This window comes from Kribbella sp. NPDC050241 (genome assembly GCF_044459685.1).
Lineage (GTDB): Bacteria > Actinomycetota > Actinomycetes > Propionibacteriales > Kribbellaceae > Kribbella.
In genome coordinates, this window is sequence record NZ_JBITJE010000009.1 from 242229 (window position 1) to 267834 (window position 25606).

Genomic DNA, 25606 nt, shown 5'->3' on the forward strand with positions numbered 1-25606 from the left:
CAGAATCGTGGGATTGCGGCCATCTGAAGCCGCTCCGCACGCTGAGGGCATGACGACCACAGACACAGCCTCCACGGGGAATCTCCACGACGTGACGCCGAGCCGGATCTTCGAGATCGCGCAGGGCTTCATGGCCAGCAAGCACCTGTTCGCGGCGTGCGAGCTCGGCGTGTTCGAGGCGCTGGGCGAAGGGCCGGTGGATCTCGCCGGTCTCGCCGCCCGCACCGGTCTCACGCGCCGTACGGCACGCATCAGCGCGGACGCCATGGTCGCGATCGGCCTGCTCGAGCGGCATGGCGACCGCTACGCGAACAGCTCGGTGGCGGCCACCTTCCTGTCCGGCGCGACCCCGGCCGACTTCCGGCCGCTGCTCAGGTTCTGGGACCGGCTCAGCTACCCCGCCTGGGAGGACCTCGCCGGCGCCCTCGGCCGCGGCCGACCGGCCCACGAGATCTTCGAGATCGACGACGACCTGATACCGATCATGTCGGCCGGCATCGCCGCCGCCACCGCCGCGGCCTGCCATGCTCTTCCCGAGGCGGCCGCGCTGCCTGCAGGAAGCCGGCTGCTGGACATCGGCGGCGGCACCGGTTCCTGGTCGATCGCCCTGGCCGCGGCCGACCCGGCCCTCACCGCGACCGTCTTCGAACTCCCCTTCGTTGCGCCCGTCGCAAGGGAACAGTTGCGCGCCACGGCGTATTCAGACCGCCTCGACGTCCACGTCGGTGACATCCTCGTGGCCGACGATCTGCCACGGGGGTACGACGCCTTCCTGCTTGCCAACCTGGTGCACTGCTTCGCTCCGGAGACCAACCAGTCGATCCTGCACCGGATCCGCGCCGCTGCCGAACCAGGGGCCCGCCTGCTGCTCGCCGACTTCTGGACCGACCCGACCCACACCCAGCCGCTCCCGGCCGCGCTGATGGCAGGCGAGTTCGCGATCCACGTCAACGACGGCGACGTCTACAGCGTCGAGGAAGGCACCGCCTGGCTGCACGACACGGGCTGGCGCTTTCTCGATCACCGGCTGCTGGCCGGACCGATAAGCGTCATCATCGCCGAGACCGCTTGAACCCGGAACGAATGGTCATGGCCGGCGTGCGCGGCGCGGACTCGTCGTTACGGCCACCTCGCTCGCCCTACGGGACGGCGCGACTGACGCTTGCAGGAAGGGAGTTTCGCGATGATCTCGCACCAGGTTGCGATCATCGGCGCGGGCACGTCCGGTGTCTCGGCAGCCGTGGCCCTTGCCGATCGCGGCGTCAGGCCGCTGCTCGTCGACCGGGCCGACCAGGTCGGCTCGTCATGGCGCAGTCGCTATGACCGGCTGCGTCTGAACACCGGCAGGCAGTTCTCGCATCTGCCGAACCGTCCCTACCCGAGTGGGACACCGACCTTTCCCACACGGGACCAGGTGATCGACCACATCGAGCGACATGCGAACGAGGACGGAATCGAACTGTGCTTGGGCTGCACGGCAGAACGGCTCGACCGAGCCGACGGGCATTGGCGGCTGACAACCTCCACCGGCGAGGTCGAAGCTTCCCAGGTGGTGGTTGCCACTGGCTTCGATCACGAGCCCTTCATCCCCGATTGGCCGGGGCGCGACGAGTGGCCAGGCGGTCTGATTCATTCTTCGCAGTACCGCAATCCGTTGCCATACAACCGCAAACGGGTCCTGGTGGTAGGACCGGGTAGTTCCGGCATGGAGATCGCCTACGACCTGGCCACGGGCGGTGCGGCCAAGGTGTGGCTCGCCGTTCGCACGCCGCCCAACATCATGCTCCGCCAGGGACCCGGGGGTATACCGGGCGACTTCATCGCGACGCCGCTCTACCATGCCCCGGTCCGGATCGCCGATGCGATTGCTCGGTTCAGCCGGAGGATGGACATAGGAGACCTGCACGAATTCGGACTCCCCGTGCCCGCCGAAGGTATCTTCGCGCGGAGCTCGCGGCTCGGCGTGGCCCCGGCGATCCTGGACAAAGACGTCATCGCGGTCATCCGGGACAAGTCCATCGAGATCGTCCGCGGCGTCGGGGCCCTCGACGCCGCCGGCGTGGCGCTGGCGGACGGAACGCGAATCAACCCGGACGCCGTGGTCTGCGCGACCGGCTTCCGGAGAGGCCTCTCGCAGCTGGTCGGGCACCTCGGCGTGCTCGACGAGCGAGGTTGGCCGAAGACCACTGGCGAAGCGCCCGCCGCGGACGGCCTGCGGTTCATCGGGTTCGTGCCGAGACCGTCACAGATCGGATTCGCCGCCAAACAGGCCCGACGCGCGGCAAAAGCGATTGCCCAGGAACTGCGGCGGAGCGAGCAAAGCAGCCAGGACCCGATCCGCGGCGACACGGGCCGGGCCGGTGGGTGAACCCCTCGAATCAAAGCGCGCGCTGCCCGGCGCGGATCGCCCTCCCGCCCTGTGGCTCACGTCCCTGACACTCCCACCAGCCCGAAACCTGGTGCTCTACCGGCGAACACCTCATTTCTCGCCTGAGGAGTGCAGATAACCCGGGTGTCGCAGCCGTTGTGGCCACGACGGCCTGCGCGATCGACCCGCTCCTAGCATCCCAGGTGAATCGCCGGACCAACGGTCAGGTCGGCGGTCACCGGCCGGAGAGCTTTCGGTTGAGGGAGAAGAGGCGGCCGAGGATCGGCATCAGGATGATGTTGAGACCGTGCAGGACGCCGATGATCAGCAGGATGCCGCCGAGCCGGGCCGCCTCGAAGCCTGCTTGTGCGGGCACCACGAAATGGGTCCAGTCCTCCCGTGGCTGGAAGCTGATCGTGAACAGGATGTAGGCGGTGAAGATCAGGTAGTACACGATGTCTGTCAGCACGATGTAGCTCTTGCCGGTCTGCGGGTTGTCGTGGAAGACGTCCGCGGCGTAGGCCCGGCCGAAGCGTTTGATGAACGGCCCGAGCCAGAGCGCCAATCCGATCAGCAGGACGTTGGCGAAGAGCTCGAGGATCCACCACTCCAGCAGCAGATCCCCGGTCACTGTGCGCGGCGTGAACAGCAAGACCATTGCCGTTAGCAACGAGATGGCGACGATCAGAACACCGGCGGTGCGGAGGATCCGGCGCCGCCGGACCCGGTCGTCCGCGATGCTGCCGAGCACACGCTCGAACAGATCCGGCGCCGGCGGCCGGGTCGCCGCCGCGTCCAGAGCGTCGTACAGCCGGCGTTCGACCTCGGAAGGTTCGCCGGGAGTCTCGGGCCGCTGGTTCATCCCTGAACCTCCAATTCAGCTTTCAGCGACCGCAGGCCGCGTTGCAGATGGGTCTTTACCGAGTTCGGCGACAGGCCGAGGGTCTCGGCGATGTCGGCGACGGACAGTTCGAGGTAGTAGCGAAGTACGACGCAGTCGCGCTGGCGGCGGGGTAGTGCGCGCAGGGCGTCGATCACCTCGCGGCGGCTCTCGTCCTCGGCGGCGTGGTCCTCGGCCGACCGGTCGTCGGGGTCGGCCGGGAGGCGGTGCCGGAGTGAGACCAGGCCGCGGCGGTTGTGATCGCGGGCGAGGTTGATCACGATCGAGCGCAGGTACGCCGCTGCCCGGTCCTGATCGTTGATCCGGTGATGGTTGCGGGCGAGCCGGAGGAACGCTTCCTGGACCAGGTCCTCGGCCGCGGTCCGGTCGTCGACGAACCAGCGGGCGAGCTGGACCAGGCGGGCCGCTTCCGCCTGGAACAACGCGATCACGAGCGCGTCGGCGTCCCGTCGTACGCCGTACGCGGGGAGATCCGCAGTCGCATTCATAGCCCCCATCACCCTTACGGACGAGCGAGTCCGCGGACCGGGTGACGCGGCGGGGAGAGTATTTTCGCTGTCACCCGAACCGCGTCAGTGGCCCGTCTGTCGTAGTGATCCGTGCACCCAGCATGGACGCGAGAGGGGGAGTCATGACAGCTCTGGTGCGCAAGGTTCTACCCGCGACGGCGGTACTCGTCGTCTCCGCGCTCGTCGCCGTTCCGGTGGCGGCCGCGCAGTCCGGTGCCGACCCACATGCACGTGTGGTGACCGAGCACGGCGAGCTCCGCGACCTGGCACCCGCCACGGCCGGTCCACTCGACCATGCCTCGGCGGTGCTCATGATGGTGTCTGACGACGGCGAGACCTCCGTCCGCCTGCAGGTGCACGGCATCGATCGCTCGCAGGCAGGTCGCAGGTTCGGTGCGCATCTGCATGTCGGTCCGTGTGTCGCGGGCAACGGCGCCGCGGCCGGTCCGCACTACAACACCGACACCCTGGCCGGCCGTGTCCCGCCTCGCGTCGACGAGACGACCGAGGTCTGGCTCGATTTCACCGTCACCGCCGGCGGCACCGGTCATGCCTTCGCCGCGGTCCCGTTCGTTCCGCAGGCCGGCGACCGTGCGATCGTGATCCATCAGGACCCGACCGATGAGCACGGCGTCGCCGGTCCGCGGCTGGCCTGTTTGCCGGTGTCATGGTGAGCGTCTGGCATTCGGCCGCTGCCGGGCTCGGGCTCGGCGTCGGGTGGGGAATTGCGGCTCGGGGCTGGATGCGCTTGATCTCGACCGAGCCGCAGTTCACCTGGGCCGGCACCGGCATCATCCTCGGGCTGACCGGGGTGTCTGGTCTCGTGCTCGGGATCCTGTACGGCGTACGCCGCGCAGGCAGATCGCGGTGGTGGCGGGTGCTCGCCCTCCTGTGTCTGCCGACCTTCGCCGGCCCCGGCATCCTCTTCCTACCGGCGTTTCTCCTCGGCGGCTTCCTCTACCTTCACCACCTGTGGGCCCGGGTGATCGGTGTTGCCGGCATCGGCCTGTCGCAATTCGCCCTCTGGTCAGCCGGTGGCGATGAGCCGAGCAATCCCTGGTACCTCTACGGCGGCTTCCTCGTCTTGTCGCTGACCCTCGCGGCCGGCGCCGCGGAGCTCTACCGTCCACGCCGTACCAAAGACCGGGAGGTGGACAGGCCTCCCGCAGCGCTGCGCGGCGCGCCGACCGGCGGGAACGGCACGTTGGCCGGCGGCGGCGGCTCCTGATCGGACAGCGCGAGTGGATAGCCGCGCAGCCAGCATTGGCATACGGCCACACCTCCTCAGCCGAGTAACGAAATGCCACCGGACGACACGGCCGCCGCGGCACGGGTCGCCGTTCCCCAACAGCAGCTCCCCGTTGAGAACGAGAGGTGATGGCCGATCACAGCTTCTCGGGACTGAGCATGTGACAGGCCGCGACGAGGATGGAATGGGCGACGGCGATCTGGGCTCGGTCGGCACCGCGGCGTTTGGTGAGGCGTGCGTGTTGCGCGGCCGCGAGCCTGGCAGCCGACCGATATGGAGGCAACTCCCGGGGTCGGGTGTGGATGGGTCAGGGTTGGGCGTTGGTCTGGAGGGTGTGCTTTGGTAGGCCGACGCGCATCGCGGCAGCTGTGGTGTCGGCCGGCACCTGGATGGCGCCCTTGCTGACCCACTCGGTGATGTTGCCGACGATCGCGCCGACGGCCTGCTGCGAGGCCAGGGACGGTGCGGGAACTGTCCAGTTGGAGGGGCAGCGGCGGACGAGGAAGCAGCCGTAGGCGAACGTCGAGCCGTTCAGCACCCGGGCACCCGACGGTGCGGTGTACGCGGTCGTGTGCATTGGCACGGCCTGGTTGTTCGAGTGGCAGTTGCCGGTACCGCTCGCGATCGTGGTCAGCCCCGGATGCTTGTACAACCCTGGCCAGACGTAGTCGACCTCGCCCGCGATGAACCCCGGTACGGCGGTGCCTGCCGGGATGCCCGCGAACATCCAGCTCGTCCCCGTGGTCAGCGTTTGCCCCAGCACCGGACAGATGTACTCCGCGCCGAGCAGCGGCTGCGAAGCATAGGCATCGCCCTGGTACCGCCACGTTGTCGAGTTGTAGCCGTCGGTGTACCGGTCGATATCCCAGGCCCGCCGGCTGGCGTCGGTGAACGTGATCAGCCGGTACGCCGTGTTCGCGCCGAGATTCGCCACGTTCACACCACGAGTGATCGCCTGACTGAGCGCCGCACGCATACGCAGCGAGTAGTACTCGTCGTGCCCCGGCAGGAAAATCGTCCCGGCCCGCGCGGGCAACTGACCGCCGAATTCGTCCAGGTCGTTGTTGGTCCAGTACGTGACGTCGAGACCCTTCGACTCGGCCCAGAACACCAGCCCCTGCTCCAGCGTCAGGAACTGCCCCGACCCCTGGCCCTCGTTGTACGGGCGATCGAAGGTCAGCCGACCGGAACCTCCGGCCACACCCCCGGAGTAGAAACCCAAGCCACCATAGGAGTTGTAGGCCTGCCAGGTCGCGGTCGCCTGCTGGATCATCAGGTCGTGCTTGGTCCCGGTGTCGTCCCTGACGGTCAACGGTGCGTACGACGCGTACCGGCCATCACTGACCTTGATGAGATACGTGCCAGGGATCCAGTCCTTGTCCACGGCGATGGTCAGCGTCTTGGTCCAGGTCGCCGCGGACGTCATCCGCAGCTCTTTGCCGTTGGCGGTGCCGCCCGTGGTCGGTGCCGGTTGCACGACGGTCGGTACGCCGTCCTGCCGCCAGACCTCACGGGCACCGAGGCCCTGGTAGTAGCCCATCCGGTACGCCACAACACTGACCGGTTTGCCGGAGGTCACCTTGAGGTCAACGGTGTCGCCACAGGTCGCCGAGACTTCGGTGAGGTACGCCGCCAGCGGGCCGTTCATCGATGTCGGGATGACCCACTCGTCGTCACCGGGCTTCGCATTCTCCGCGGCGGTCGTCGGCCAACTGGTCGGGCATCCCTCCGGAACAGCCACGAAACCCGCCACTGACACCGCCGGCATCGCGGCCGGCGGAGCGATCAACGCGATGGAGCCAGTCCCAGACAGCAGCAACGTTCCGGTCGACGTCTGGGCGGACATGGAGAGGGTGAGGACACCGCCGTACTTGGACAGCACGAGCCCGTAGATCGGAATCGCCAGGCGCGCGCCGGCGGCAACGCTGATAGGAGCCTTGGGCGTCCAGGTCACATAGCCGCTCGCTGTCCTCAACGTCCCGTTCACGCTGGTGATCGCACCGCGCGACCCCGCCGGCAGCTGCATGCGCACAGCCGACAGAACACCGGCCCGCGTCACAGTACCTGCGTAGGTCAGCGTCGTGGTCTGACCAGGAACCGGTTTGGTCGCGGTGATGCGCACAGCGGCCGTGTAGGTCTTGAGCGGCTGAAGGACCCCGGTGCCGGATGTCAGGATCTGCCCGGCCGTTCCGGTCGCCTTGAAGCTGAGCGTCCACGGCCCACCGGCGGGCAACCGCAGCCCGTACAGCGGGATGGAGAAACGAGCACCGACGCCAACGTTCACGGTCTTACTGGGCCGCCACCGCAACACGCCGGCTGACACCGTACTCACTGTCCCGTTGACCGAGGTAATCCGCCCGGTCGAGCCGGAAGGAATCGAGACGACGATGTCCCGCACGGACCCGGCCCGGAGCACGCTCGCCCGGTACGTCAAGGTCGTCGTACCGTTCGAGGCTGCGGTCGCCGTGATGGTCACACTGGCGCCGGCCGCATCCGCGGACCGCACAACGAACAACGTGGCTGACGCCACCACGACAACGACGACAGCAGACGCCATCAGCTTGCGGAACATGTAAGCCCTTCCAGACTTGCTCGACAGTCCGGGCCAGCGGTTCCGCACACGCCTCACGTCCAGGTCGAGGACCGGCGCGTGAACAGTCGATCCCCACCCGTTCGTGGCCTACATCGGTCCAGACCACACCCGCGTTACAGGACCAGGTGAGCTTCTTTGCGCAGTACTAACGCGCAGCCGCCGAGCCGGCGCCGGGTTGTCGTCGGCCTACTCGGTGAACTTCTCGTGCGCGGCCATCGCTGCGCCGACGATGCCGGCGTTGTTGAGCAGCTGAGCCGGCTTCACCGGGGTGGAGATCTCGAGCAGCGGCACCCACTTGTCGGCGTGCTTGCTGACCCCGCCGCCGACCACGAACAGGTCGGGGGTGAACAGGTTCTCCACGTGCCGAAGGTATCGCTGCACCCGCTTGGCCCACTGTTTGAACGACAGGCCCTCGTTGTCCTTCGCCGCCGAGGAGGCCTTCGTCTCCGCGTCGTACCCGTCCAGCTCGAGGTGACCGAGCTCGGTGTTGGGCACGAGCCGGCCGTCGAGCAGCAGCGCGCTGCCGATACCGGTGCCGAAGGTGAGCATGATGACCACGCCGCCGACGCCCTTGGCCGCGCCGAACCGGGCCTCGGCGATACCGGCCGCGTCGGCATCGTTGAGCACGGTCACGTCGCAGTGGGTGATGTCGGTGAGGACCTTGTCGACGTCGGTCCCGATCCAGCTCTTGTCGACGTTCGCGGCGCTCCTGGCCACCCCGTTCTTGATGACGGCCGGGAACGTCGCACCCAGGTCACCGGTCCACCCGGCCTCCTTGACCAGCCGGGCCACGACCGCAGCGACGGGCTCCGGGGTGGACGGGTCGGGCGTCAGGTACTTCACCCGCTCCGTGGCCAGGTCGCCCTTCTCCAGGTCGACGATGGCGCCCTTGATCCCGCTGCCGCCGATGTCGACCCCGAAAGCTGTCGACGTCCTCATTCTGGGCACCTGATCTCTCCCCTCGCCCGCAGTGGCCGCACCGGGTCAGCGTCCTCGCCGGCGTCGAGCAGATCGGCACGGCTGGCCACCGACGCGTATCGACCACACATACTCGCCAGCCTCCCACGCGCCTCGGACACCGTCAGCGATACCCGAGAAATCATTCTCGTCCGGCACCTCCGCGGGCTCGTCCTCGCATACGGTCATCTCGCATTCTCCGAGCGCGCAGCACCGTGGGTGTTCGTTCGCGTACGCCGTCCGCGGTGCCTACCGCTCTCGGATGGCGTAGGTCAGGTGGGTGACCCTCGGAGAGGGCTCTGCGCGGACCGGTTCCAAGGCGACGCGGCCCGCGTCCACGCCCTCGAACAGGCGGATTCCCGAGCCGCACAGCAGGGGCGACAGCGCGATCGAGAACTCGTCGATCAGGCCGGCGTTCACGTACTCCAGGATCGTCGCGCCGCCACCGGCGATGCGGACGTCGCGGTCGCCGGCTGCCACGCGGGCCCGGTCGAGCGCGGCCTCGATGCCGTCGTTGACGAAGTGGAAGGTGGTGCCGCCGGGCCGCTCCCAGGGGTCACGCTTCTCGTGCGTCACGACGAAGACCGGCGTGTGGAACGGCGCCTCCTCCGGCCACATCTTCTCGCCGGCGTCGAACATGCGCTTACCCATGACGCTCGCACCGGTGCGCTCGTGCGTCGCCCGAGCGATGTCGTTGTCGAGTCCCTCCTCGCCGCCTTTGCCGAGTTTGAGGTTCTCCCGGAAGAACCGCTGCGGGAACGCCCACGCCTGCAGTTCCATCCACTGCTTCCCCATCAAGTCCTCGAGGGACTCGGGCGCGATGAAGCCGTCCAGCGACATCGTCACGCTGAAGAACACCTTTCCAGCCATCAGTTCTCCGCTTCTTTCAGTGTGGTCTCGATCGAGGTGATCTGGTTCCGGTGAGTTCGGTCCACCGCGACGGGTTCAGCCGCCGTTGGCGAGCAGCTTGCCGATCGCGTCGAGCAGGCCGGCGGTGCCGGACTCGCGACCGGCCGCGGCATCCGGCCCGGGACCGTGCACACCATCCAGGTGGACGCCCTGCTCGGTGAACGTGAGCCTGGTCCCCGGGCCGGCGCCGTCGTCGGTGGGCTCGAACACGATCGTGCTGATCGACGTCGAGGCGTGCACCCCGTCGAGCCACATGTCGTACGTGTACACAATCCGCTCGTTGGGCGAGATGTCGGTGTACGTGGCGTGGAACTGGGACAGCGGGCCGTCCTCGCCCAGACGCCCGTCGTCGATCGCCACGCCGCCGATCCGGAACTCGTCGGAGCGCTCGACGTAGACGAAGTCGTCGCTGCCGAACCACTTGCGCTTGATCTCAGGGTCGGCGAAGGCGGCCCACACGCGCTCGAGCGGGACCGGGTACTCGCGCTCGAGCACGAACGTGGCGTGGGTCTGGGTGCGGTCGTTCATGTCATTGCTCCTGTGTCGGGTCATGGTTGGTGAGGTAGTCGCCCAGGCGGTCGAGCCGGCGTTCCTGCGGGCGGCGGTGGGCCACGATCCAGGCGTTGGCCGGGACCAGCGCGTCGGGCACGAGTTGGTACGTGCGCACCCGGCCGACCTTCTCGGACGACACGATCTGCGCCTCCTCGAGCACCCCGAGGTGCTGGACGACGGTGGGCAGCGCCATGCCGAACGGTTCGGCGAGCTGGCTCACTGACGCCGGCCCGTGGACCAGCCGGGCGACCATCGCCCGGCGGGTGCTGTCCGCCAGTGCGCGGAACATTCGGTCGAGCTTGGCGTCGCCGTCGGCCCCCTCCGAATACTTAGGCATATACCTAAGTATGTGTCTTCGGATGAGGATGTCAAGCGGGCAGGTGGCTAGTGAGCTATCGGCGACCCGTCGTCCGGCTGTACGACGACGAGGTGGTCGCGGGTGGAACTCGGCAGCGGGTGCGGCAGCAGTCCTCGCTCAGCCAGCTCCTCGACCGACTTGAACGGGCCACGATGGGTCCGGTCGACCACGATCAGGACCGCGTGCTGGAGCGAAATGCCGGGGACCGCGGCGAGAAGCTCCGTCGGCACATGGTTCGGGTCGACCAGACCACCGTCGTCGAACGTCCGCGGAAGGTCGGGGCGGCCGATGCCGAGCCGCTGCGCGTACAGCGGTGAGCGAGCCGCGATCTCGCGCGCGACGCGCCGGTGTTCCTCGGCGAGGTCGTGGTCGGCGGCGGCGGAGGGTGCCGGGGCGACGATCACGGCCGCTTGGACTGAGCAGATGAGAAAGGGAAAGATCATCAACGACATGCCGAGGTCGTCGAAGATACCGCTGAAGTCTTCCGGGCTTTGCGTGAACATCACCACGCCGGTCCACTGCAGAGCGAAGTACCCGACCGCGCAGGCACCCAGAAGGCGGCTACGGCGGCGCCAGGCGAGCACGGCCATCATCGGGCCGCAGGCGAACCCCCAGGTGACGATCGGCAAAGCGGCGGCGAGGACCTTCAGCAAGATGCGTTGCAGGCGAGTGCGTCGGGGGACGCTGGGCGCCTGCGGCCAGGAGACCCGAAACGGACCTGACGGAGGTGTTGCCGCTTCAGGCCGTGGAATCCGTCCTCCGGGCGGCTCGTTGTCCTGGAGCAGGCGGGTGTGAAGGCGTTGCAGCACTTGGCCGGGTTCGATCCCGTACTCCCCCACCAGCAGTCGCCGGGTCTCGTCGTACGCCGCGAGCGCCTCCGTACGCCGGCCGCTGAGGTCGAGAGCCTCGATCAGTACAGCCCGGAGTCGCTCACGCAGCGGGAACTCCTTGATCTGCGCTGGAAGGGACTCGAGCAGGGCATCGAGTCGTCCCAGCTCCAGCAAGACCTCCGCATAGTCTTCCAACGCGGACGCCCGGTCGTCCTTCAAACGGTCACGGGCGGCATCGAAGACGGACCCGGCCTGCAAGCCGGCCAGGGGTTCGCCTCGCCAGAGTCCGAGCGCCGACTGCAACTCCGTCGCTGCCGCCTCCAGGTCGGCGCGGGCTCGCAACTCACGTGCTCGACTGATCCGGGCGGCAAACTCGTCGAGGTCGGAGCCGTTCGGTGCGACCGTGAGCCGATAGCCGGAAACTGTCAGGTCCAGCACCTGCCCAGCACTCCGCGGAGCCCTGTCCGGATCGAGAACCTTCCGCAGCCCCGCGACGTACTTCTGTACGACGTTGGGCCCGTTGTCCGGCCGTCCGTCGTCGGGCCAGACAGCATCCAGGATGCGGTCCGGCGGTACAGCCGAATTCGCCGACAGGAGCAGGGTCGCCAGGACTGCCTGCTGCTTGCTGGGGCCGAGCTGTAGCGGGAGTCCGTCCCGGCTCGCTCGCAGTGGACCCAGTACGTCGAAGCGCAGACCCGCACCCGCCTCCGGTGGGAGAAGATCCGCGGAATTGTTCAGGAGGCGCGTGTGAAGGGCCTGGAGCCGTGGACTGGGGGTTTGGTGATGGGACTTGAGCAGCTGGGTAGTGGCGCGGTAGACGTCGAGCGACTCGGCTTGGCGGCCTGTGCGATAGAGAGCAAGCAGGTGAGCGGCGTGGAGGTCTTGGCGCAAGGGATGGCGGCTCAGCAGGCCGGTGAGGTCGGGCAGCAGGCTCAGGTGGCGGCCGAGATCCAGTTCCAGGTCGGCCCAACTCTCGGCGGCGGCTGCGTGGCGAGTCTCGAACTCCCTGCGCGCCGCGTCGAAGACGGGACCGCTGAGTCCGGCCAAGGCCTCGCTGCCGCGCCAGAGGTCTAGTGCGCGGCGGAAGGTGGCAGCCGCCTGCTCGACGTCTCCCATGGTCCGGAGTTGGTGGCCCTGCCGGACAAGCTCGTCGAAGAGGTCGGTGTCGGTGCTGCCGGCCGCGAGAGTGAGGACGTAGCCGCCGGCCGTCAGCGCCAGGAGATCTCCGCTGCTGCGTGGTGCGCGACCTGGTTCGAGGACCTGCCGCAGACCTGCGACGTACTTCTGGACGACGTTGGTGCCGTTGCCCGGCGGCGCGCCTTGCCAGACGACGTCGACGATGCGCGCAATCGGGACAGGCCGGTTCACCGACAGCAGGAGCGTCGCGAGAACCGCGCGCTGCTTGGCTGGACCCAGGTCGAGCACCCGGTCGTCTCGCCGAGCCTGGAGCGGTCCGAGCAGCTCGAACCGGACTACGCCCACCACCGCACCCCCAACCCTGCCCGCCGTGCCGGACAACGCCCGTCGCAGCGGCTGCGCAGGTCCGGCAGTGGGACGGCATTCTATCCGGCAGTGGGGCCGCAGTAGACGGCAGCGGGACCGCAGTACGCCGTACCAGAGTCGTTCTCGTCACCGCCGCCCCGTGGAGTCCGTCGAACTCCCGCCGCGGCAACCGCCGGACGTCACCGGCGGTCCACCACCTGCGCCGGATGTCACCGGCGGACGAGAAAGTGAGTACTTCCTCATGTTCTTCCCCTGGATTCGAGTCGGCGCCTGGGCCGGCACTACGCTGCTGGCCGCCGCACTCGTCGGCTGCGGCCCCACCAACGAGGCCACCACCATCCCTGCCACCACCCCCTCATCGAACACCCCGTCCACTCCGGCAAGTCCGCCGGCCACCCGTACGCCGCCCGCGCCGCCTGACCTGTCCACACTGCCCGCCGCAACTCTCCTTGCCCGGACGAAGGCAGCAGCAAGCGCCGCGCCCGGGGTGAGGGTCAAGGGCCTCCTGGTGGACGGCACAGACGACCTGCGGCTCGACCTGCGGCTCAGCAAGGGCGGAGGCCAGGGTGCCTTCCTCGTGGCCGGTTTGCCGGTCACCTACCGCGTCGTCGGCAAGGACGTCTACATGCTCATGTCGGAGGCAACCATCCGTGCCATGGCGAAGGCGGACAAGGCCAGCAAGGCTGAGACAAGCGCAATGCTCGCCCTGTTGAAGGGAAAGTGGATCAAACCGTCCAAAATCGATGCTGAGGGCCGGGACCTGATCGAGCTGACCAAGCAAGACACCTTCTTCAAGGGCTTCTTCGCAGGGATCGGCCGCCCTAAGAAGACCGGCAAGAAGGTGGTGGACGGCGTCCTGTCGGTCGGGCTGGTGGCACAGGGTGCCACTCTCTGGATCGACACCCGCACCGCCCGGCCGGTCCGCTTCCAGAATGGTGCCGGCCGCGACTTCCTGACCTTCACCGACTACGGCCGGGTTCCCGCACCCAAGGCGCCACCCGCCGGCCTGGTCGTCGACGGCAAGGGCCTGGGGATCTGAACCGTACTTGGCGGTCGCAGCGCCGAGCCAACCTCGACGAAGGGCCAGTGGACCTTCTCAGGGGAAGGAGGAGGGGCCCGGTTGACGACCGGGCCCCTTCGTTCGTCTCCCCGCCACGGCGAGGCGAGTAGACAACGCCTCGGTAGTCGGTTCAGAGAGAGGAAATCCGGCGCTCCATGCGTTGCAGCGTGGTGTCGGAGATCTCGACGCCCCAGCCGGGGGCGTCGGACAGCACGACCTGACCGTCTCGCGCGACCGGGAACGGCTCGTAGACCCGCATGTTCGAGGCGTCTTCGATGGTCCACTCGTGAAAGAGGTTGCACGCCGGCATCGCCGTCACCAGATGCGCGGTGAAGATCGCCGTCAATGACCTCCCCGACGAGTGCGGGACACACGGGAGCCCGGCAAGGTTGGCCAGATCCGCAACCTGCCGGGCCCGCGTGATGCCGCCGATGTAGCAGACGTCGGGCTGGATGACGTCGGCCATGCCGTCCTGGATGATCCGTCGCATGGTCTCGACCGAGAACTCCTGCTCCCCCAGCCCGACCGGGATGTCGAGGGTCGCCGCGACGCTCCTGGCGTTCTCGTACTCCCAGAACGGCACCGGCTCCTCGAAGTGCAGATAGTCGTACTCCTCGAGCAGTCGCCCGACCCGGACCGCCTGACCCGGGGAGTAGGCACCATTGGCATCCGCGCTGATCTCGATGTCATCGCCGAGTGCCTTGCGCAGCAAGGGAACCAGCCGCCAGGTCCGGCCGGATCGCGACTCCGCATCGCGGCCGTTGCGCTCGCCGATCTTGACCTTCACCGCGCGGAATCCATGCGCGGCGACGGCGGCGACGATCCGGTCGACCTCCTCCTCGGGCGTCGTGTCGCGACGCATGGCCGAACCGTAGACCGGCACCGACTGCCGGAACTTTCCACCGAGCAACTGGTAGACCGGCTGGGACTTCGCCTTGCCTACCAGGTCCCACAGCGCGGTGTCGACGCCGGCCAACGCCCGGAACAGGAAGCTGCCGAAGTACTTGTACTCCGCACGTGCGCACTCCTCGGCCAGGGTCATGACGTCGAACGGGTCCCGGCCCAGATAGTTCCGCGCGACCAGAGTGTGCAACACCTCCCCGGTGATCCGGGCCTCGGAGTGCGCCGTCTGCCCGTACCCCACCAGCCCGTCGTCGGTACGAACACGGACGATGCAACCATGGCCGTCGAACGTCTCGATCGAGCTGATCTTGGTCAAAGCGACTCCACCCGCGCCGGCAGCTGGTAGAACGCCCGGGCGTTCTCGGTGTAGATGTCGTCCCGCTGCTCTGCGGACAATCGGACCTTGAAGGCGTGCTGGGGATGGTCGAAGTCCCAGTGCGGATAGTCGGTGGAGAACATCACCTTGTCGGTTCCGCCGAGGTGTTCGAACACTTTCAGCAGGTCGGCGGGTCGATGCGGTTCCTCGATCGGCTGCGTCGTCATCCAGAAGTGGTCGCGCAGGTACTCCGACGGCCTGCGGCGTACGTCGGGCACCTCGGCGCGGAAGCGCTCCCAGTGCGTGTCCATCCGCCAGGCCAGGGACGGCAGCCAGGCGAACCCGCCCTCGATCAGCGCGATCCGCAGGTTCGGAAGCCGCTCGAAGATCCCTCCGAAGATCAGGCTCGCCACGTGCGCCTGAAACGCGGCGGACATCCCCGCGTGATCCTCGATATAGAACGACGGCCAGCCCGCGGCGCTCATCGGAACGCCCCGAACGCCACCGCCGTAGTGAATGCCGATGGGCAGATCGTGCCGGGCGGCGGCCTCGTACATCTTCCAGTAGCGGCGGTCGCCGAGCGGCGCGGCACTGCGCGCGACCAGCAGCACCTGCACGAACCCCGGATGACCCGCGAGCCGCTCGATCTCGGCGACCGCCTGCTCGCTGTGCTCCGCCGGCACGATCATGCCCGCTCGCAGCCGCGGCTCCGGCTCGAGCCACTCCTTGATCTGCCAGTCGTTGGTTGCCGCCGACAACGCCGCGGAGAACTCCGGATCGAGCTGGCTGCCGGAGCCACTGAGCGGACCCAGGATCCCGAACTCGACATTCAGCCCGTCGAGATGCTGTTTCTGCATGAACCCCAGATCGGCACCCGCGGGCAGTCCGGACGGCGGAAAGGCGTCGTACCGGGCCGGCGATCCCTTCGGATACACGTTGCCCGAGTGCTGGCGCGAGCCGAAGGTCTTCAGATGGCTGAGCCAGCGATTCGAGAGGTAGGGCTCCAGAGCTCCGGGTGCCATCACGTTGTGGATGTCGCAATCGATGATCATCTGCTTCGCGGCGGTACGGCGTGCGGCCCGCGGCTGTGTCTGTGTCTGTGTCATGTCTCTCCTCATCCCAGCCGGTACGTCGCGTGCGCGTTGCCGGACATGATCTTGGTCTGCAGATCCCCGGAGATCCCCTCGGGCAGCGCGTCGGCGGCGTTCGCGAAGTGCGCATGCGGGTAGTCGGTGGAGAACATCAGCATCTCGTCACAGAGAAGTTGGTCGATGACGTCGACGAGGAACTGCGGGGTGTCGGGCCGGTCGAGCGGCGCGATGGTCATCCGGACGTGATCACGGATCACCTCCGACGGAGGACGTTCCACCCACGGAACCTCGCGGCGCAGACCCTTCCAGTCCTTGTCGAACCGCCACAGCATCGGCGGTAGCCAACTGAAGCCGCCCTCGATCGTCGCGACGGTCAGCTCGGGGTACTGGACGAAGACGCCTTCGGCAACGAAGCTCATCAGCTGCGCCTGGAACGCCAGCGGAACACTCACGTAGTCCTCGACGAAGTACGTCGCCCAGCCGACAGGCGTCACCGGGTTGCCGCTCAGACCTCCGGCCTGGACGCCGACGACGAGCCCGGCCCGCTGCGCGGCTTCGTAGATCGGCCAGAATCCGCGCCGGCCGAGCGGCTCGCGGCTGCGCGACGGCACGGTCACCTGGACGAACTGGCTGTGCTGCGCGGCCCATTCGACCTCCTTGGCCGCGAGCGCCGGATTCTGCAGCGGAAGCACGGCAGAGCCCCGCAGGCGTGGATCCTGCTCCAGCCACTCGTGCAACTGCCAGCGATTCAGCGCCCGGGCGAGCGCGGCCGCCAGGTCGTCGTTGTGGACGGAGTCGACGGCGTAGGTGCAGTTGAGGATCGCGTACTGCAACTGCCACGGGTCGAGCAGCTGCTGCTGGAGGAGCTCGAGACTCGATCCAGGCGGTCCCTGGTCCGGCCGTGAGCCCTCGAGGAAGAGATTCGGCGCGTTGGACGGATAGAGGTTCGAGGCCAGCCCGCCCATCCCGGATTCGGTGATGTAGTCGCACCACCGCGCCTCGAGATACGGAAAGAGGCTCCGCAGATTGCCGAGGTTGATATGTACGTCGGTGTCGACCAGGTCGAGTCCGGCCCACTGCCGGGGTCGTGCGTAGTTCTCGAGTTGTTGGGTGGCCACTTGTGATCTCACCTTCGTGGTTGGGAACTCACAGGTCGAGGACCAATCGGGCGGACAGTGCGCGCGAGACGCAGATCATCATCGTGTCGTTGGCGGCGCGCTCGTCGTCGTCGAGGACGGAGTCCCGATGATCCGGAACGCCTTCCAGTACGGTCGTCCGGCAGGTGCCGCAGGTGCCCTCTTCGCAATTCGACAAGACGTAGATCCCCGCCTCGTCCACGACTTCGAGGATGGATTGGTCGGGCGGCACGACGAGTACCTCGTCACTGTCGACCAGTTCGATCTCGAAGGAGGTGTTGGGCGCGACCTCGGTGAGAGGTCTCGGCGCGAACCGCTCGACCTGAAGCGACTTGTGCGGCCAATGCGCGCTCTTCGCCTCGACGGCCGCGATCAGGGGTTCGGGACCGCAGCAGTAGATCAGCGTCCCGGGCTGTGGTTCGTCCAGGAGTCGATCCAGTTCGATCAAGCCGCGACGGTCCTGCGGCCATTCGAGAACGCGCTCGGGATCGAAGCTCCTGATTTCGTCCCGGTAGGCCATCGACGCCTCGCTGCGACCGCCGTACACCAGCCGCCAGTCGGCGCCGGCCGCGTGCGCCGCGCCGATCATCGGGATGATCGGCGTGATTCCGATGCCGCCGGCAATGAACAGGTACCGCGGGGACTCGTGCAGCGGGAAGTGGTTGCGCGGCCCGGTCGCCGTCAGCACGTCACCGGCCCGGACCCGCTCGCACAACGCGGCGGAGCCGCCACGGCTCTCCGGCTCGCGCAACACGGCAATGCGCCACTGGCGGCGATCCTCGGGATCGCCACACAGCGAGTACTGCCGGACGAGCCCCGGGCGAACCTGTACGTCGATGTGACTCCCCGGGGTCCACGACGGCAACTCCGAGGCGTCGTCGGCGACGAGCAAGAGTTCGGTCACGCCGGACGACACCTGCCGGTGAGATCTCACCCGCAGGCACATGGTCGTTTCGCCTACCGGCTCCGCTCCCACCGGGGCGTCAGATATTGACAATGACATAGTCGCGGTCGACCTCGACCTCGTACGTTTCACCGGAGTACGGACCGGGCTGGAACCCGGCCGCGGACAGCTCCGGATTCCTGGTCAGGGCCTCACCGGACTCCACATCGGTGGGATACGCCTTGACCTTGGTCTTCGCGGGGTCGAACCAGGACTGACCCGTGGCGATCTCGAACTCCCAGCCGTGCCAGGGGCAGCGGATGATCTCCCCGCGCATGACATAGTCGTAGTTCCCGGGCTTGTCCGAGCGCACCAGTCCGGACGTCACGCCCTCACACATCGGTCCGCCGCCGTGCGGGCACTGATTGCGGATCGCGTAGAAGTTGCCCTTGACGTTGAAGACGCCGATCGACCGCTTGGCAATCTCGACCACTTTCCGCTGGCCGGGTGGAATCTCGTCGACCGTCGCCACCACGTACTTGGTCACATTGTCTCCTTGTCCAGAAGGCATCATTTGATTCCGGTCATCGAGATTCCGCGGGTGAAGTACTTCTGCGCGAACACGAAGACCAGGACGGTCGGGATGATGGCCAGCGTCGCTCCGGCCATCAGCGGGCCGTACTGGGTGCTGTCCTGGGTCTGGAAGAACGCCAGCCCGACCGGGACGGTGAACTTGTTGACATCGCTGAGGTAGACCAACGGGCCGAAGAAGTCGTTCCACACGTTGACGAAGGTCAGCACGGCCAGCGTGGCCAGGGCCGGCTTCGACAGCGGCAGGATGATGCTCACGAAGATCCGGAAGTGGCTGGCACCGTCGACGAGGGCGGCCTCGTCGTACTCCTTGGGGATGGTCATGAAGAACTGCCGGAGCAGGAACGTGCCGAACGTGTTGGCGACGATCGGCGGGATGATCAACGGGAAGTGGGTGTCGATCAGGCCGGCCTTGACATAGGCGGAGTACAGCGGCAGCACCATCAGCATGTCCGGGATCATCAGCGATGCGAGCAACAGCCCGAAGGCGGCGTCCCGTCCGCGGAACTGCAACCGCGCGAAGCCGTAGGCGCCCAAGGCACAGACCATCAGCCGGCCGATGATCACCAGCACCGTGATGTAGGCGCTGTTGCCCAGGAACCGGATGAAGGGCAGGACGCCGTTGTTGACGAGGTACGCGTAGTTGTCGAGGGTGAACGGGTTCGGGAGCAGGCGCGGGGTCAGGCTGATCACGTCGCCCGGCTCCTTGAACGAGCTGGACAGCATCCACAGGAACGGGCCGATGGCAATCAACGCCGCGATGACGCAGACGACGTACGTCGCCGTCGGTCCCACGATCCGGCCGGCCCGCCGTCGCCGTTCACCGCCGCCATCGTCGACCGGCAGCGGCGACCGCGGTGGTGCGATCCGTTCGGGAGCACGAGTGTCTTCGACCGTCATTGATAGAACACCCACCTCTTCGAAATCCGGTTCTGGATCCAGGTGACCGCGAGAAGCACAGCGAAGAGCACGATCGCCAGGGCCGAGGCGTAGCCCATCCGTCGCAGCGAGAACGCCTCGTACCAGAGGTGGTAGATGTAGACGTACGTGCCGTCGCCCGGTCCGCCGCCCGTCATCACCAGGACGAGCGCGAAGACCTGGAAGGAGCCGATCGTCTGCAGGATCAGCAACAGGAAGATCGTCGGCGTCAGGAACGGGAGCGTCACGTGGAAGAAGCGTGAGAACCGGCCGGCCCCGTCGAGGGTGGCCGCTTCGATCAACGTCTCCGGAACCCCCTGCAGGCCGGCCAGGACGATGATCATGTTGAAGCCCATGTTCGCCCAGATCGCCGTGACGATCACCGCGGCCATGGCCGATCCGGGCTCGCCCAGCCAGTGCGGTCCGGTGATGCCGAACGAGGCCAGGACCGCGTTGATCACGCCGTACTGATCGCTGAACACCCACCGGCTGACGACGCCGACAGCGACCAGGGAGGTCACGTACGGCAGGAAGATCAGCGCCCGGATGACGGCCATCCCCCGGAGCCGGTTGTTGACCAGCACGGCCAGCGCGATCCCGATGATGATCCCGACCGGGACGTACCCGATCGTGTAGATGGCGGTGTTGATCAGGCTCTTGCCGAACAGTGGATCCTGCCCGGAGAACATCTCCTTGTAGTTGGCCACGCCCGTGAACTTCGGCGCGGCCAGGCCGTCCCAGTCGGTGAAGCTCGTCACCAGGGTCGGAAGGACCGGGATGACGTTGAACAGCAGCGTTCCGAGGACGACCGGCCCGATGAACATCCAGCCGCGGAGGTTGCGGCGCCGCCCTCCACGGCGCCGGTCGACCGCCGCAGGGTCCCTCGCCTGGAGGGTCTGGGTGGCCGTCACTTCGCCGCGACCTTCAGGTCGGGATCGGTGAGCGCTCCTCCCTTCTCGAGCAACTCCTTGCCCTTGTCCCCGCTCCAGCCGCGCTTCTTGATCTCGGCGTTGACGGCATCCCGTCCGCGCTTGAGGTAGTCGGTGGTGGCGAGTTTGCCGCTGACCAGGTTGTTGGCGTTGGTGCCTTCGACGAAGGAGTCGGCGAGCGCCGTGCCGATCGGCCCACGCGGGAACGGCACGTCGACCGGGTGGCCGGCGGCGGTGCCCAGCGCTTCAGCCCAGACGCTGGCCGTCTTCGGCCGCGGATGGTCGGTGAACGCGGCGCTCTTGGCGACCTCGGTCAGCGCGGGTACGGCGAACTGTGCCTTGGCCATGACATCCGATGCCGCCTTGCCACACAGCGCCTTCATCGCCAGGAAGGCGGCCTGCGGATCCTTCGCGGTCTTCGGGATGACCCAGGTCCGGGCGTAGTTCTTCGTCATGGCGAACAGCGGTGTCTTGGGCCAAGGCATCACGTCCCAGTCGACGTTCTTGCTGATCTGCGCGCTGATGTCCATGGCCTGCCACGTCATGGCAAGCTTTCCCGCGTTGAACAGCGGCAGGTACTCGACGTCGATGGTGGGGGCGAAACCCTCGCGGATGTAGGAGACCTGCTTGTCGATCGCGTCCAGCGTCTCCGGCTTGCCGTAACCACACTCGGTCTGGTTGTTGTAGAGCGCGGTGTCACCAGCACCGTACGCCGTGGGCTGGATCGTGTTGACCGCGTACTGCAGACCATAGGTATCGGTTCTGTTGCCGCTCTTCTTCGTCAGCTTCCTGACCGCTGCGTCGAACTCGTCCCAGCTCCACGCATCGGCCCACGAGGTCGGCGCCGTGAGCCCGGCATCGGCGAACAGCTTCTTGTTGTAGTACAGGGCATTCGCACTCATGCCGGGCGTGATCGAGAACTGATACCCCTCGACCGCGACCTTGGTCGTGAACGTCGGGCTGTACTTGGTCAGATCGAACCCCGTACTGGCGTCCTGCATCATCTTGTCCAGCTGCAGGATCTTGCCGTTGGTCGCCAGGTCGTACACCCGGTCGTCGTCGATGCGCTGCAGATCGGCCGCCGTACCGGAGGCGAACTGCAGCATCACGCTCGCCCAGTCGTCGCCCGGCGCGGGCTTCCAGACGATCTTGATCTTGTGCTCGTCGAGGCTCTCCTTCTGAGCAGCCGCGATCATGTCCTTGAACATCTTCTGGGTGGTGGGATCGCCGACGGAACTGAAGGTCACCTCTGTCCAGCCCGACGGCGTACCGGACGATCCTGAGCCGCACGCGGCCAGCGAGGTCCCGGCGACGCCGGCGGCAGCCAGCCCCAGGCCCCCTTGGAGCAATCGGCGGCGGGTGAGCAACGAGCCGGAAGTCATGAGTGTCTCCCTCGGCAAGGCGGGGTCGCCCGGCGCAGGCCCCGAAGTCTGCGCAACGACAGCTCTCTACACCGATGTACTACGTGGCGCCTGAGAGCTGTGGGCTATTGATCTGGGTGGTCCAAGTGTTCGCTCACCGACGCAGAGCTGTCAACACTATGCGGAAGAGTAGTTCCAATATGCGGAAGCTATCGATAGCGCTCTGACCCGTCCGGCGCACCACTTATGCTGGCTCCAGCGAATCCCGGCGTGGGGGTTGAGACAGAGAGCGGGACGGTGGAGAACAGGACGTCGGGGAGTGTCCAATCCGTCGAACGGGCGTTCCACCTGCTCGAGCTGCTGGCCGACAGCGGCGACTCGTCGCTGACCGAACTCTCGGCCGCGATCGACGTCCCGGCTCCGACCACGCGCCGATTCCTCAAGACGCTGGTCTCACTCGGCTACGCACGCCAACTGCCGAACCGCCACTACGGACTAGGGCTCAAGCTGACGAGACTGGCGGGCCGGGTCGAGTCGCAGTTCGGCCCGATCGTGACACCGCACCTGGACACGCTCGCCCGGGAGATCGGCGAGTCGGCGAATCTCGCGGTGCTGGAAGGCGACATGGTCGTCTACATCGCCCAGTCCCCCTCGCGGCATGCGATGCGGATGTTCACCGAGGTCGGGCACCGCGCGCACGCCCATTCGACCGGGGTCGGGAAGGCGATCCTCGCCGCCCTGTCCGACGACCAGGTCGCCCGCATCGTGAGCAGGGTCGGCATGCCGGCCGAGACCTCGCACACCATCACCGACCTGGCCAAGCTCCGCACGGAACTCAACCGGATCCGCCGCGCGGGCTACGCGACCGACAAGGGTGAACAGGAGATCGGCGTCGTCTGCTATGCCGTCGCGATCCCCGAGGTCCCGATCTCGATGGCGATCTCGGTCTCCGGCCCGACGTTCCGGATGACGCAGGAACTCGGCAAGGCGGCCGTCCCCCTCCTGATCAGCGAGGCCCAAGCAATCTCCAAGGACCTGCTCGGCCTGCTGGGGTGACCCCGCGGAGAGCACCCGAGCCTCGACCAGAATCTAGACAGGCAGTTCCAAGCAGCGGCGGGCCAGGTCCATCCGCCAAGCCGCATCGTCCGCCGGAGTGCCGGAGACGTCCGGGCGGGCGGTGAGCAGGCAGTGGTTGGCGTTCCGCGCGGCCAGCATCAGCGGCACGAGCCGCTCCCACTCGGTCGGCAGCGGCCGCGCACTGCGATAGCCGGCCAGGTACGCGTCCCGCAGCTCGGGGTAGGCAGGGTTGTCTCTGACCGGACCCGGATAACCGGCGAGGTTGCCCAGCAACGGGACCAGGTCGTAAGCGAAGTACCCCCACCCGCAGTCGTCGAAGTCGAAGACGCTGACGTTCCAGCCTTCCGTGCCCCGGCGCAGGAAGCAGTTGCCGAGGATGTAGTCGATGTGCGTGATTCCGTACGCGTCCTCACCTCTGCCGAGGGCGTCGAAGGCCGTTTGTGTCCGCGCGGCGATCTCGGCGAACTGTGCGCGATCGGCCGGCGCGAGTACGTCCTCGACAGCGAGCGTCGGCCGGAACGGTGAAGCGGCCGGGTCGAACATGCCGTCGGCATCCCAACGTGGCAAGGCGAATCCGACCGACGGCCGGAAGGCTGCGCCGGCGTTGTGCAGCCGGCCGAGCGCACGCCCGAGCGCCCACACGCCGGCATCATCCAGGCCGTCTCCGACCGAGTGCACCCGTCCGTCCAGCCAGCTCAGCAGGTCGCAGTAACGCCGCTCGCCGCCGTACTCCGTCTCGACGACCAGCGCTCCTTCTCGATCCGGCACTGGCTCCGGCACCGCGGGGTCGCCGGCCAACTCGGTGCCGATCGTGCGCACGAACTCGAGTTCCGAGCGGATCTGGTCCGCCGTGCGATACCCGGTTCGGTGGACCCGCAGCACGTAGCGCGTCGACGCCGCTCGCACCTCGAACGTCGCATTGAGGCCGAACGCGAGCGGACGCAAGGCCGGTTTGCCGGGCAGGTTGTAGGCGGCCAGCGCGGTACGGGCCACCGACTCCAGCCGGGCACCGCCGGACCCGTCGTCAGCAGTCGCGTAAGGCATGACCGCCAACATAGGCGTCCGAGCGAAAGCAGGACCACGGGTTTTCACAAGGTCCGATGGGGTGGTCATGCCGGTCGAGCTCCAGCAGGATCGCCGGCGGATCGACATGTGGCGTCAAGCACCCCAGGATGTTCGCATGGAGATCCTGACTCCGCCTCATGTCGACGACCGGGCTGAGGTCGCCACGCTCGGCATCACGGTGGTCACGCCGTTCCGCGGGATGTTGAAGGTGCGTGATCAGCTTCTGAACGAGCTGATCGGGTGGTTGGACCAGGCGAACGTCGAACCTCGAGGGCACTTCTTCCTTCGGTTGCTCACGATCGACATGAACGGACCGATGGAACTCGAGGTCGGCGTGACCGGCACCAGCCATCCGGGCGACGACCGGGTGCGACCCGGCGTACTGCCCGCCGGTCAGTACGCGTCCCTCATCTATCGCAACCATGCGCTGCGCGCGAACCGCGCTCTGCTGGAGTGGTCCGAAGCCGAGGGACTCGTTCTCGACAAGGACGAAGTACCGGCCGGTGATCAGTTCGGCTGCCGCTACGAGGCGTACCACACGGACCCCCGACAGCAGCCACGCAAGACCCTCTGGGATGTCGAACTGGCCATCCGCCTCCGAGCCAACTGAGCTCAACGGCGGCGACAACGTGCAGGACGACCGGGGCGGGTGAGGCGTCGATGCGCGGGTTGGTCGGCAACACCTGCGGGCCGCCGGCGAGCTCGACGAGCCGGAGCGACCCGGCGACGAGCGGGATGAGGGTGAGTGTGACCAGCGCGGCAGGCACTCGCACGCTCGAACCGTCCCGGGAACCCGGCCGGCGCTGCGGCGCCGGCCGGGTGCCGGAGGCGGTGTGCTGGGTCATTTCGCATCCGCCGTCGCACGGACCGCGGCCGGCTGAGTGGTGACGGTTCGGGCCATGCGCCACAGCGAGTAGCCGAGGCCGATCATCGCGATGCCGTTCGGGAAGGCCAGCAGCCGGTAGAACGCGTCCGGCAGCAAGGAGAGCACGATGCTGACGACGCCACCGACGGCGAGCAGCGCGGCCGCCCAGCGGGCCAGAACGCGGGCGCGATAGAGCGCGATACCGAAGACGAGGCCGCCGGCCAGGTAGCCGAAGCCCTGGACCTGTTGGACGATCTGCAGCAGACCGATGTCGCCGGTGGCGGAGTGGCCCTTGGCCACGGCGATGACGTCGTTCACGTAGCCGGGGTTGGTGTCGGCGATGGAGGGCAGGACGAACGCGGCGATGGCGACGGTGCTCATGATGGCGAGGTAGCAGGTGCCGAGAACCAGGTAGCCGACGAGTCCGACGACCCCGTTCTTGCGGACCTGGCTCAGGTACATGCCGGTGATGCCGACCAGCGCCAGTACGGCCATCAGCAGCTTCAGCAAGTTCCGCACCATGACTTCGGTCGTGCCGATGGAGGTGGCGTCCAAGTGCGGGTGGTTGATCTGGACCCCGATGAAGATCAGTCCTGCGACGACCGCGGCGGCGCCTGCGGCCCGGGTGAGGGTGGTTGGCGTGATGGTCATGTCCGGCTCCTGTTCCGGTGGTCCGTGGCGG

26 protein-coding genes are annotated in these 25606 nt (G+C 67.4%); 8 read left to right on the forward strand and 18 right to left on the reverse strand.

All coding sequences use genetic code 11. The features are described from left to right. The first annotated feature begins 49 nt into the window (after window positions 1–49). Both ACIBG5_RS33915 and ACIBG5_RS33920 read left to right on the forward strand, forming a co-directional pair. Window positions 50–1072: a methyltransferase gene (locus tag ACIBG5_RS33915; RefSeq protein ID WP_396395603.1), complete on the forward strand. Its 1023-nt coding sequence runs from the start codon at window positions 50–52 to the stop codon at window positions 1070–1072. Window positions 1073–1183: 111 nt separating this feature from the next. After that, window positions 1184–2368 carry a flavin-containing monooxygenase gene (locus tag ACIBG5_RS33920; protein ID WP_396395604.1) on the forward strand — a complete coding sequence of 395 codons (1185 nt, stop codon included), beginning with the start codon at window positions 1184–1186 and terminating at the stop codon, window positions 2366–2368. 235 nt (window positions 2369–2603) lie between these two features. Here ACIBG5_RS33920 and ACIBG5_RS33925 read toward each other — a convergent pair whose 3' ends face one another. Both ACIBG5_RS33925 and ACIBG5_RS33930 read right to left on the reverse strand, forming a co-directional pair. Beyond that, the gene (locus ACIBG5_RS33925) at window positions 2604–3230 is read right to left on the reverse strand and encodes a hypothetical protein (RefSeq protein ID WP_396395605.1); all 627 of its coding nucleotides are present in this window, start codon (window positions 3228–3230) and stop codon (window positions 2604–2606) included. Beyond that, on the reverse strand, window positions 3227–3757 hold the full coding sequence (locus tag ACIBG5_RS33930; RefSeq protein ID WP_396395606.1) for an RNA polymerase sigma factor: 531 nt from the start codon (window positions 3755–3757) through the stop codon (window positions 3227–3229). Before ACIBG5_RS33930 ends, ACIBG5_RS33925 begins: the two co-directional genes overlap by 4 nt. Before the next feature lie 143 nt (window positions 3758–3900). Here ACIBG5_RS33930 and ACIBG5_RS33935 point away from each other — a divergent pair, with 143 nt between their 5' ends. Beyond that, entirely contained in the window at window positions 3901–4452 is a 552-nt protein-coding gene (locus ACIBG5_RS33935; protein WP_396395607.1) for a hypothetical protein, read from the forward strand. Then, on the forward strand, window positions 4449–5006 hold the full coding sequence (locus ACIBG5_RS33940) for a hypothetical protein (protein WP_396395608.1): 558 nt from the start codon (window positions 4449–4451) through the stop codon (window positions 5004–5006). The genes ACIBG5_RS33935 and ACIBG5_RS33940 overlap by 4 nt, the downstream gene beginning before the upstream one ends. 328 nt (window positions 5007–5334) lie before the next feature. Here the strand turns inward: ACIBG5_RS33940 and ACIBG5_RS33945 are convergent, their stop codons facing one another. After that, on the reverse strand, window positions 5335–7311 hold the full coding sequence (locus ACIBG5_RS33945) for a N,N-dimethylformamidase beta subunit family domain-containing protein (protein ID WP_396395609.1): 1977 nt from the start codon (window positions 7309–7311) through the stop codon (window positions 5335–5337). A 55-nt stretch (window positions 7312–7366) separates the two neighbouring features. Here ACIBG5_RS33945 and ACIBG5_RS33950 point away from each other — a divergent pair, with 55 nt between their 5' ends. Next, entirely contained in the window at window positions 7367–7603 is a 237-nt protein-coding gene (locus tag ACIBG5_RS33950) for a hypothetical protein (protein WP_396395610.1), read from the forward strand. Window positions 7604–7806: 203 nt separating this feature from the next. Here ACIBG5_RS33950 and ppgK read toward each other — a convergent pair whose 3' ends face one another. From ppgK to ACIBG5_RS33975, 5 genes are all read right to left on the reverse strand, one after another. Continuing rightward, window positions 7807–8559, reverse strand: coding sequence for a polyphosphate--glucose phosphotransferase (ppgK, locus tag ACIBG5_RS33955; protein WP_396395611.1), 753 nt, complete (start codon window positions 8557–8559; stop codon window positions 7807–7809). Window positions 8560–8826: 267 nt separating this feature from the next. Then, window positions 8827–9447 (reverse strand): dihydrofolate reductase family protein, encoded by a 621-nt coding sequence (locus ACIBG5_RS33960; RefSeq protein WP_396395612.1) that lies wholly within the window; start codon window positions 9445–9447, stop codon window positions 8827–8829. A gap of 75 nt (window positions 9448–9522) precedes the next feature. Further along, complete coding sequence (locus ACIBG5_RS33965) at window positions 9523–10014, reverse strand: SRPBCC domain-containing protein (protein WP_396395613.1); 492 nt, start codon at window positions 10012–10014, stop codon at window positions 9523–9525. Between the two features lies 1 nt (window position 10015). Further along, the gene (locus tag ACIBG5_RS33970; RefSeq protein ID WP_396395614.1) at window positions 10016–10375 is read right to left on the reverse strand and encodes an ArsR/SmtB family transcription factor; all 360 of its coding nucleotides are present in this window, start codon (window positions 10373–10375) and stop codon (window positions 10016–10018) included. Window positions 10376–10422: 47 nt separating this feature from the next. Beyond that, window positions 10423–12708, reverse strand: coding sequence for a BTAD domain-containing putative transcriptional regulator (locus ACIBG5_RS33975; RefSeq protein WP_396395615.1), 2286 nt, complete (start codon window positions 12706–12708; stop codon window positions 10423–10425). 160 nt (window positions 12709–12868) lie between these two features. Here ACIBG5_RS33975 and ACIBG5_RS33980 point away from each other — a divergent pair, with 160 nt between their 5' ends. After that, window positions 12869–13768: a hypothetical protein gene (locus ACIBG5_RS33980; protein ID WP_396395616.1), complete on the forward strand. Its 900-nt coding sequence runs from the start codon at window positions 12869–12871 to the stop codon at window positions 13766–13768. A gap of 151 nt (window positions 13769–13919) precedes the next feature. Here ACIBG5_RS33980 and ACIBG5_RS33985 read toward each other — a convergent pair whose 3' ends face one another. The 8 genes from ACIBG5_RS33985 to ACIBG5_RS34020 form a co-directional block, all read right to left on the reverse strand. Further along, on the reverse strand, window positions 13920–15008 hold the full coding sequence (locus ACIBG5_RS33985) for a mandelate racemase/muconate lactonizing enzyme family protein (protein WP_396395617.1): 1089 nt from the start codon (window positions 15006–15008) through the stop codon (window positions 13920–13922). Beyond that, window positions 15005–16114 (reverse strand): amidohydrolase family protein, encoded by a 1110-nt coding sequence (locus tag ACIBG5_RS33990; RefSeq protein WP_396395618.1) that lies wholly within the window; start codon window positions 16112–16114, stop codon window positions 15005–15007. The genes ACIBG5_RS33985 and ACIBG5_RS33990 overlap by 4 nt, the downstream gene beginning before the upstream one ends. Window positions 16115–16122: 8 nt before the next feature. After that, entirely contained in the window at window positions 16123–17217 is a 1095-nt protein-coding gene (locus ACIBG5_RS33995) for an amidohydrolase family protein (RefSeq protein ID WP_396395619.1), read from the reverse strand. A gap of 28 nt (window positions 17218–17245) precedes the next feature. Next, window positions 17246–18139 (reverse strand): PDR/VanB family oxidoreductase, encoded by an 894-nt coding sequence (locus ACIBG5_RS34000; protein WP_396395620.1) that lies wholly within the window; start codon window positions 18137–18139, stop codon window positions 17246–17248. Window positions 18140–18218: 79 nt separating this feature from the next. Further along, window positions 18219–18665 carry a Rieske (2Fe-2S) protein gene (locus ACIBG5_RS34005; protein ID WP_396395621.1) on the reverse strand — a complete coding sequence of 149 codons (447 nt, stop codon included), beginning with the start codon at window positions 18663–18665 and terminating at the stop codon, window positions 18219–18221. A 23-nt stretch (window positions 18666–18688) separates the two neighbouring features. Continuing rightward, the gene (locus ACIBG5_RS34010) at window positions 18689–19609 is read right to left on the reverse strand and encodes a carbohydrate ABC transporter permease (RefSeq protein ID WP_396395622.1); all 921 of its coding nucleotides are present in this window, start codon (window positions 19607–19609) and stop codon (window positions 18689–18691) included. Beyond that, the gene (locus tag ACIBG5_RS34015; RefSeq protein ID WP_396395623.1) at window positions 19606–20538 is read right to left on the reverse strand and encodes a carbohydrate ABC transporter permease; all 933 of its coding nucleotides are present in this window, start codon (window positions 20536–20538) and stop codon (window positions 19606–19608) included. Before ACIBG5_RS34015 ends, ACIBG5_RS34010 begins: the two co-directional genes overlap by 4 nt. Next, window positions 20535–21938, reverse strand: a complete 1404-nt coding sequence (locus ACIBG5_RS34020; protein WP_396395624.1) for an extracellular solute-binding protein — start codon at window positions 21936–21938, stop codon at window positions 20535–20537. The genes ACIBG5_RS34015 and ACIBG5_RS34020 overlap by 4 nt, the downstream gene beginning before the upstream one ends. 276 nt (window positions 21939–22214) lie before the next feature. Here ACIBG5_RS34020 and ACIBG5_RS34025 point away from each other — a divergent pair, with 276 nt between their 5' ends. Then, a complete protein-coding gene (locus tag ACIBG5_RS34025; protein ID WP_396395625.1) occupies window positions 22215–22973 on the forward strand; it encodes an IclR family transcriptional regulator in 759 nt (252 codons plus the stop codon). Between the two features lie 33 nt (window positions 22974–23006). On the opposite strand, the gene ACIBG5_RS34030 is transcribed toward ACIBG5_RS34025, so the two are convergent. Continuing rightward, window positions 23007–24038, reverse strand: a complete 1032-nt coding sequence (locus tag ACIBG5_RS34030) for a phosphotransferase enzyme family protein (protein WP_396395626.1) — start codon at window positions 24036–24038, stop codon at window positions 23007–23009. A gap of 136 nt (window positions 24039–24174) precedes the next feature. Between ACIBG5_RS34030 and ACIBG5_RS34035 the strand changes: the two genes are divergently transcribed. Next, a complete protein-coding gene (locus ACIBG5_RS34035) occupies window positions 24175–24669 on the forward strand; it encodes a hypothetical protein (protein WP_396395627.1) in 495 nt (164 codons plus the stop codon). Window positions 24670–24900: 231 nt separating this feature from the next. On the opposite strand, the gene ACIBG5_RS34040 is transcribed toward ACIBG5_RS34035, so the two are convergent. Next, window positions 24901–25575: a hypothetical protein gene (locus ACIBG5_RS34040; RefSeq protein ID WP_396395628.1), complete on the reverse strand. Its 675-nt coding sequence runs from the start codon at window positions 25573–25575 to the stop codon at window positions 24901–24903. Between the last annotated feature and the right edge of the window lie 31 nt (window positions 25576–25606).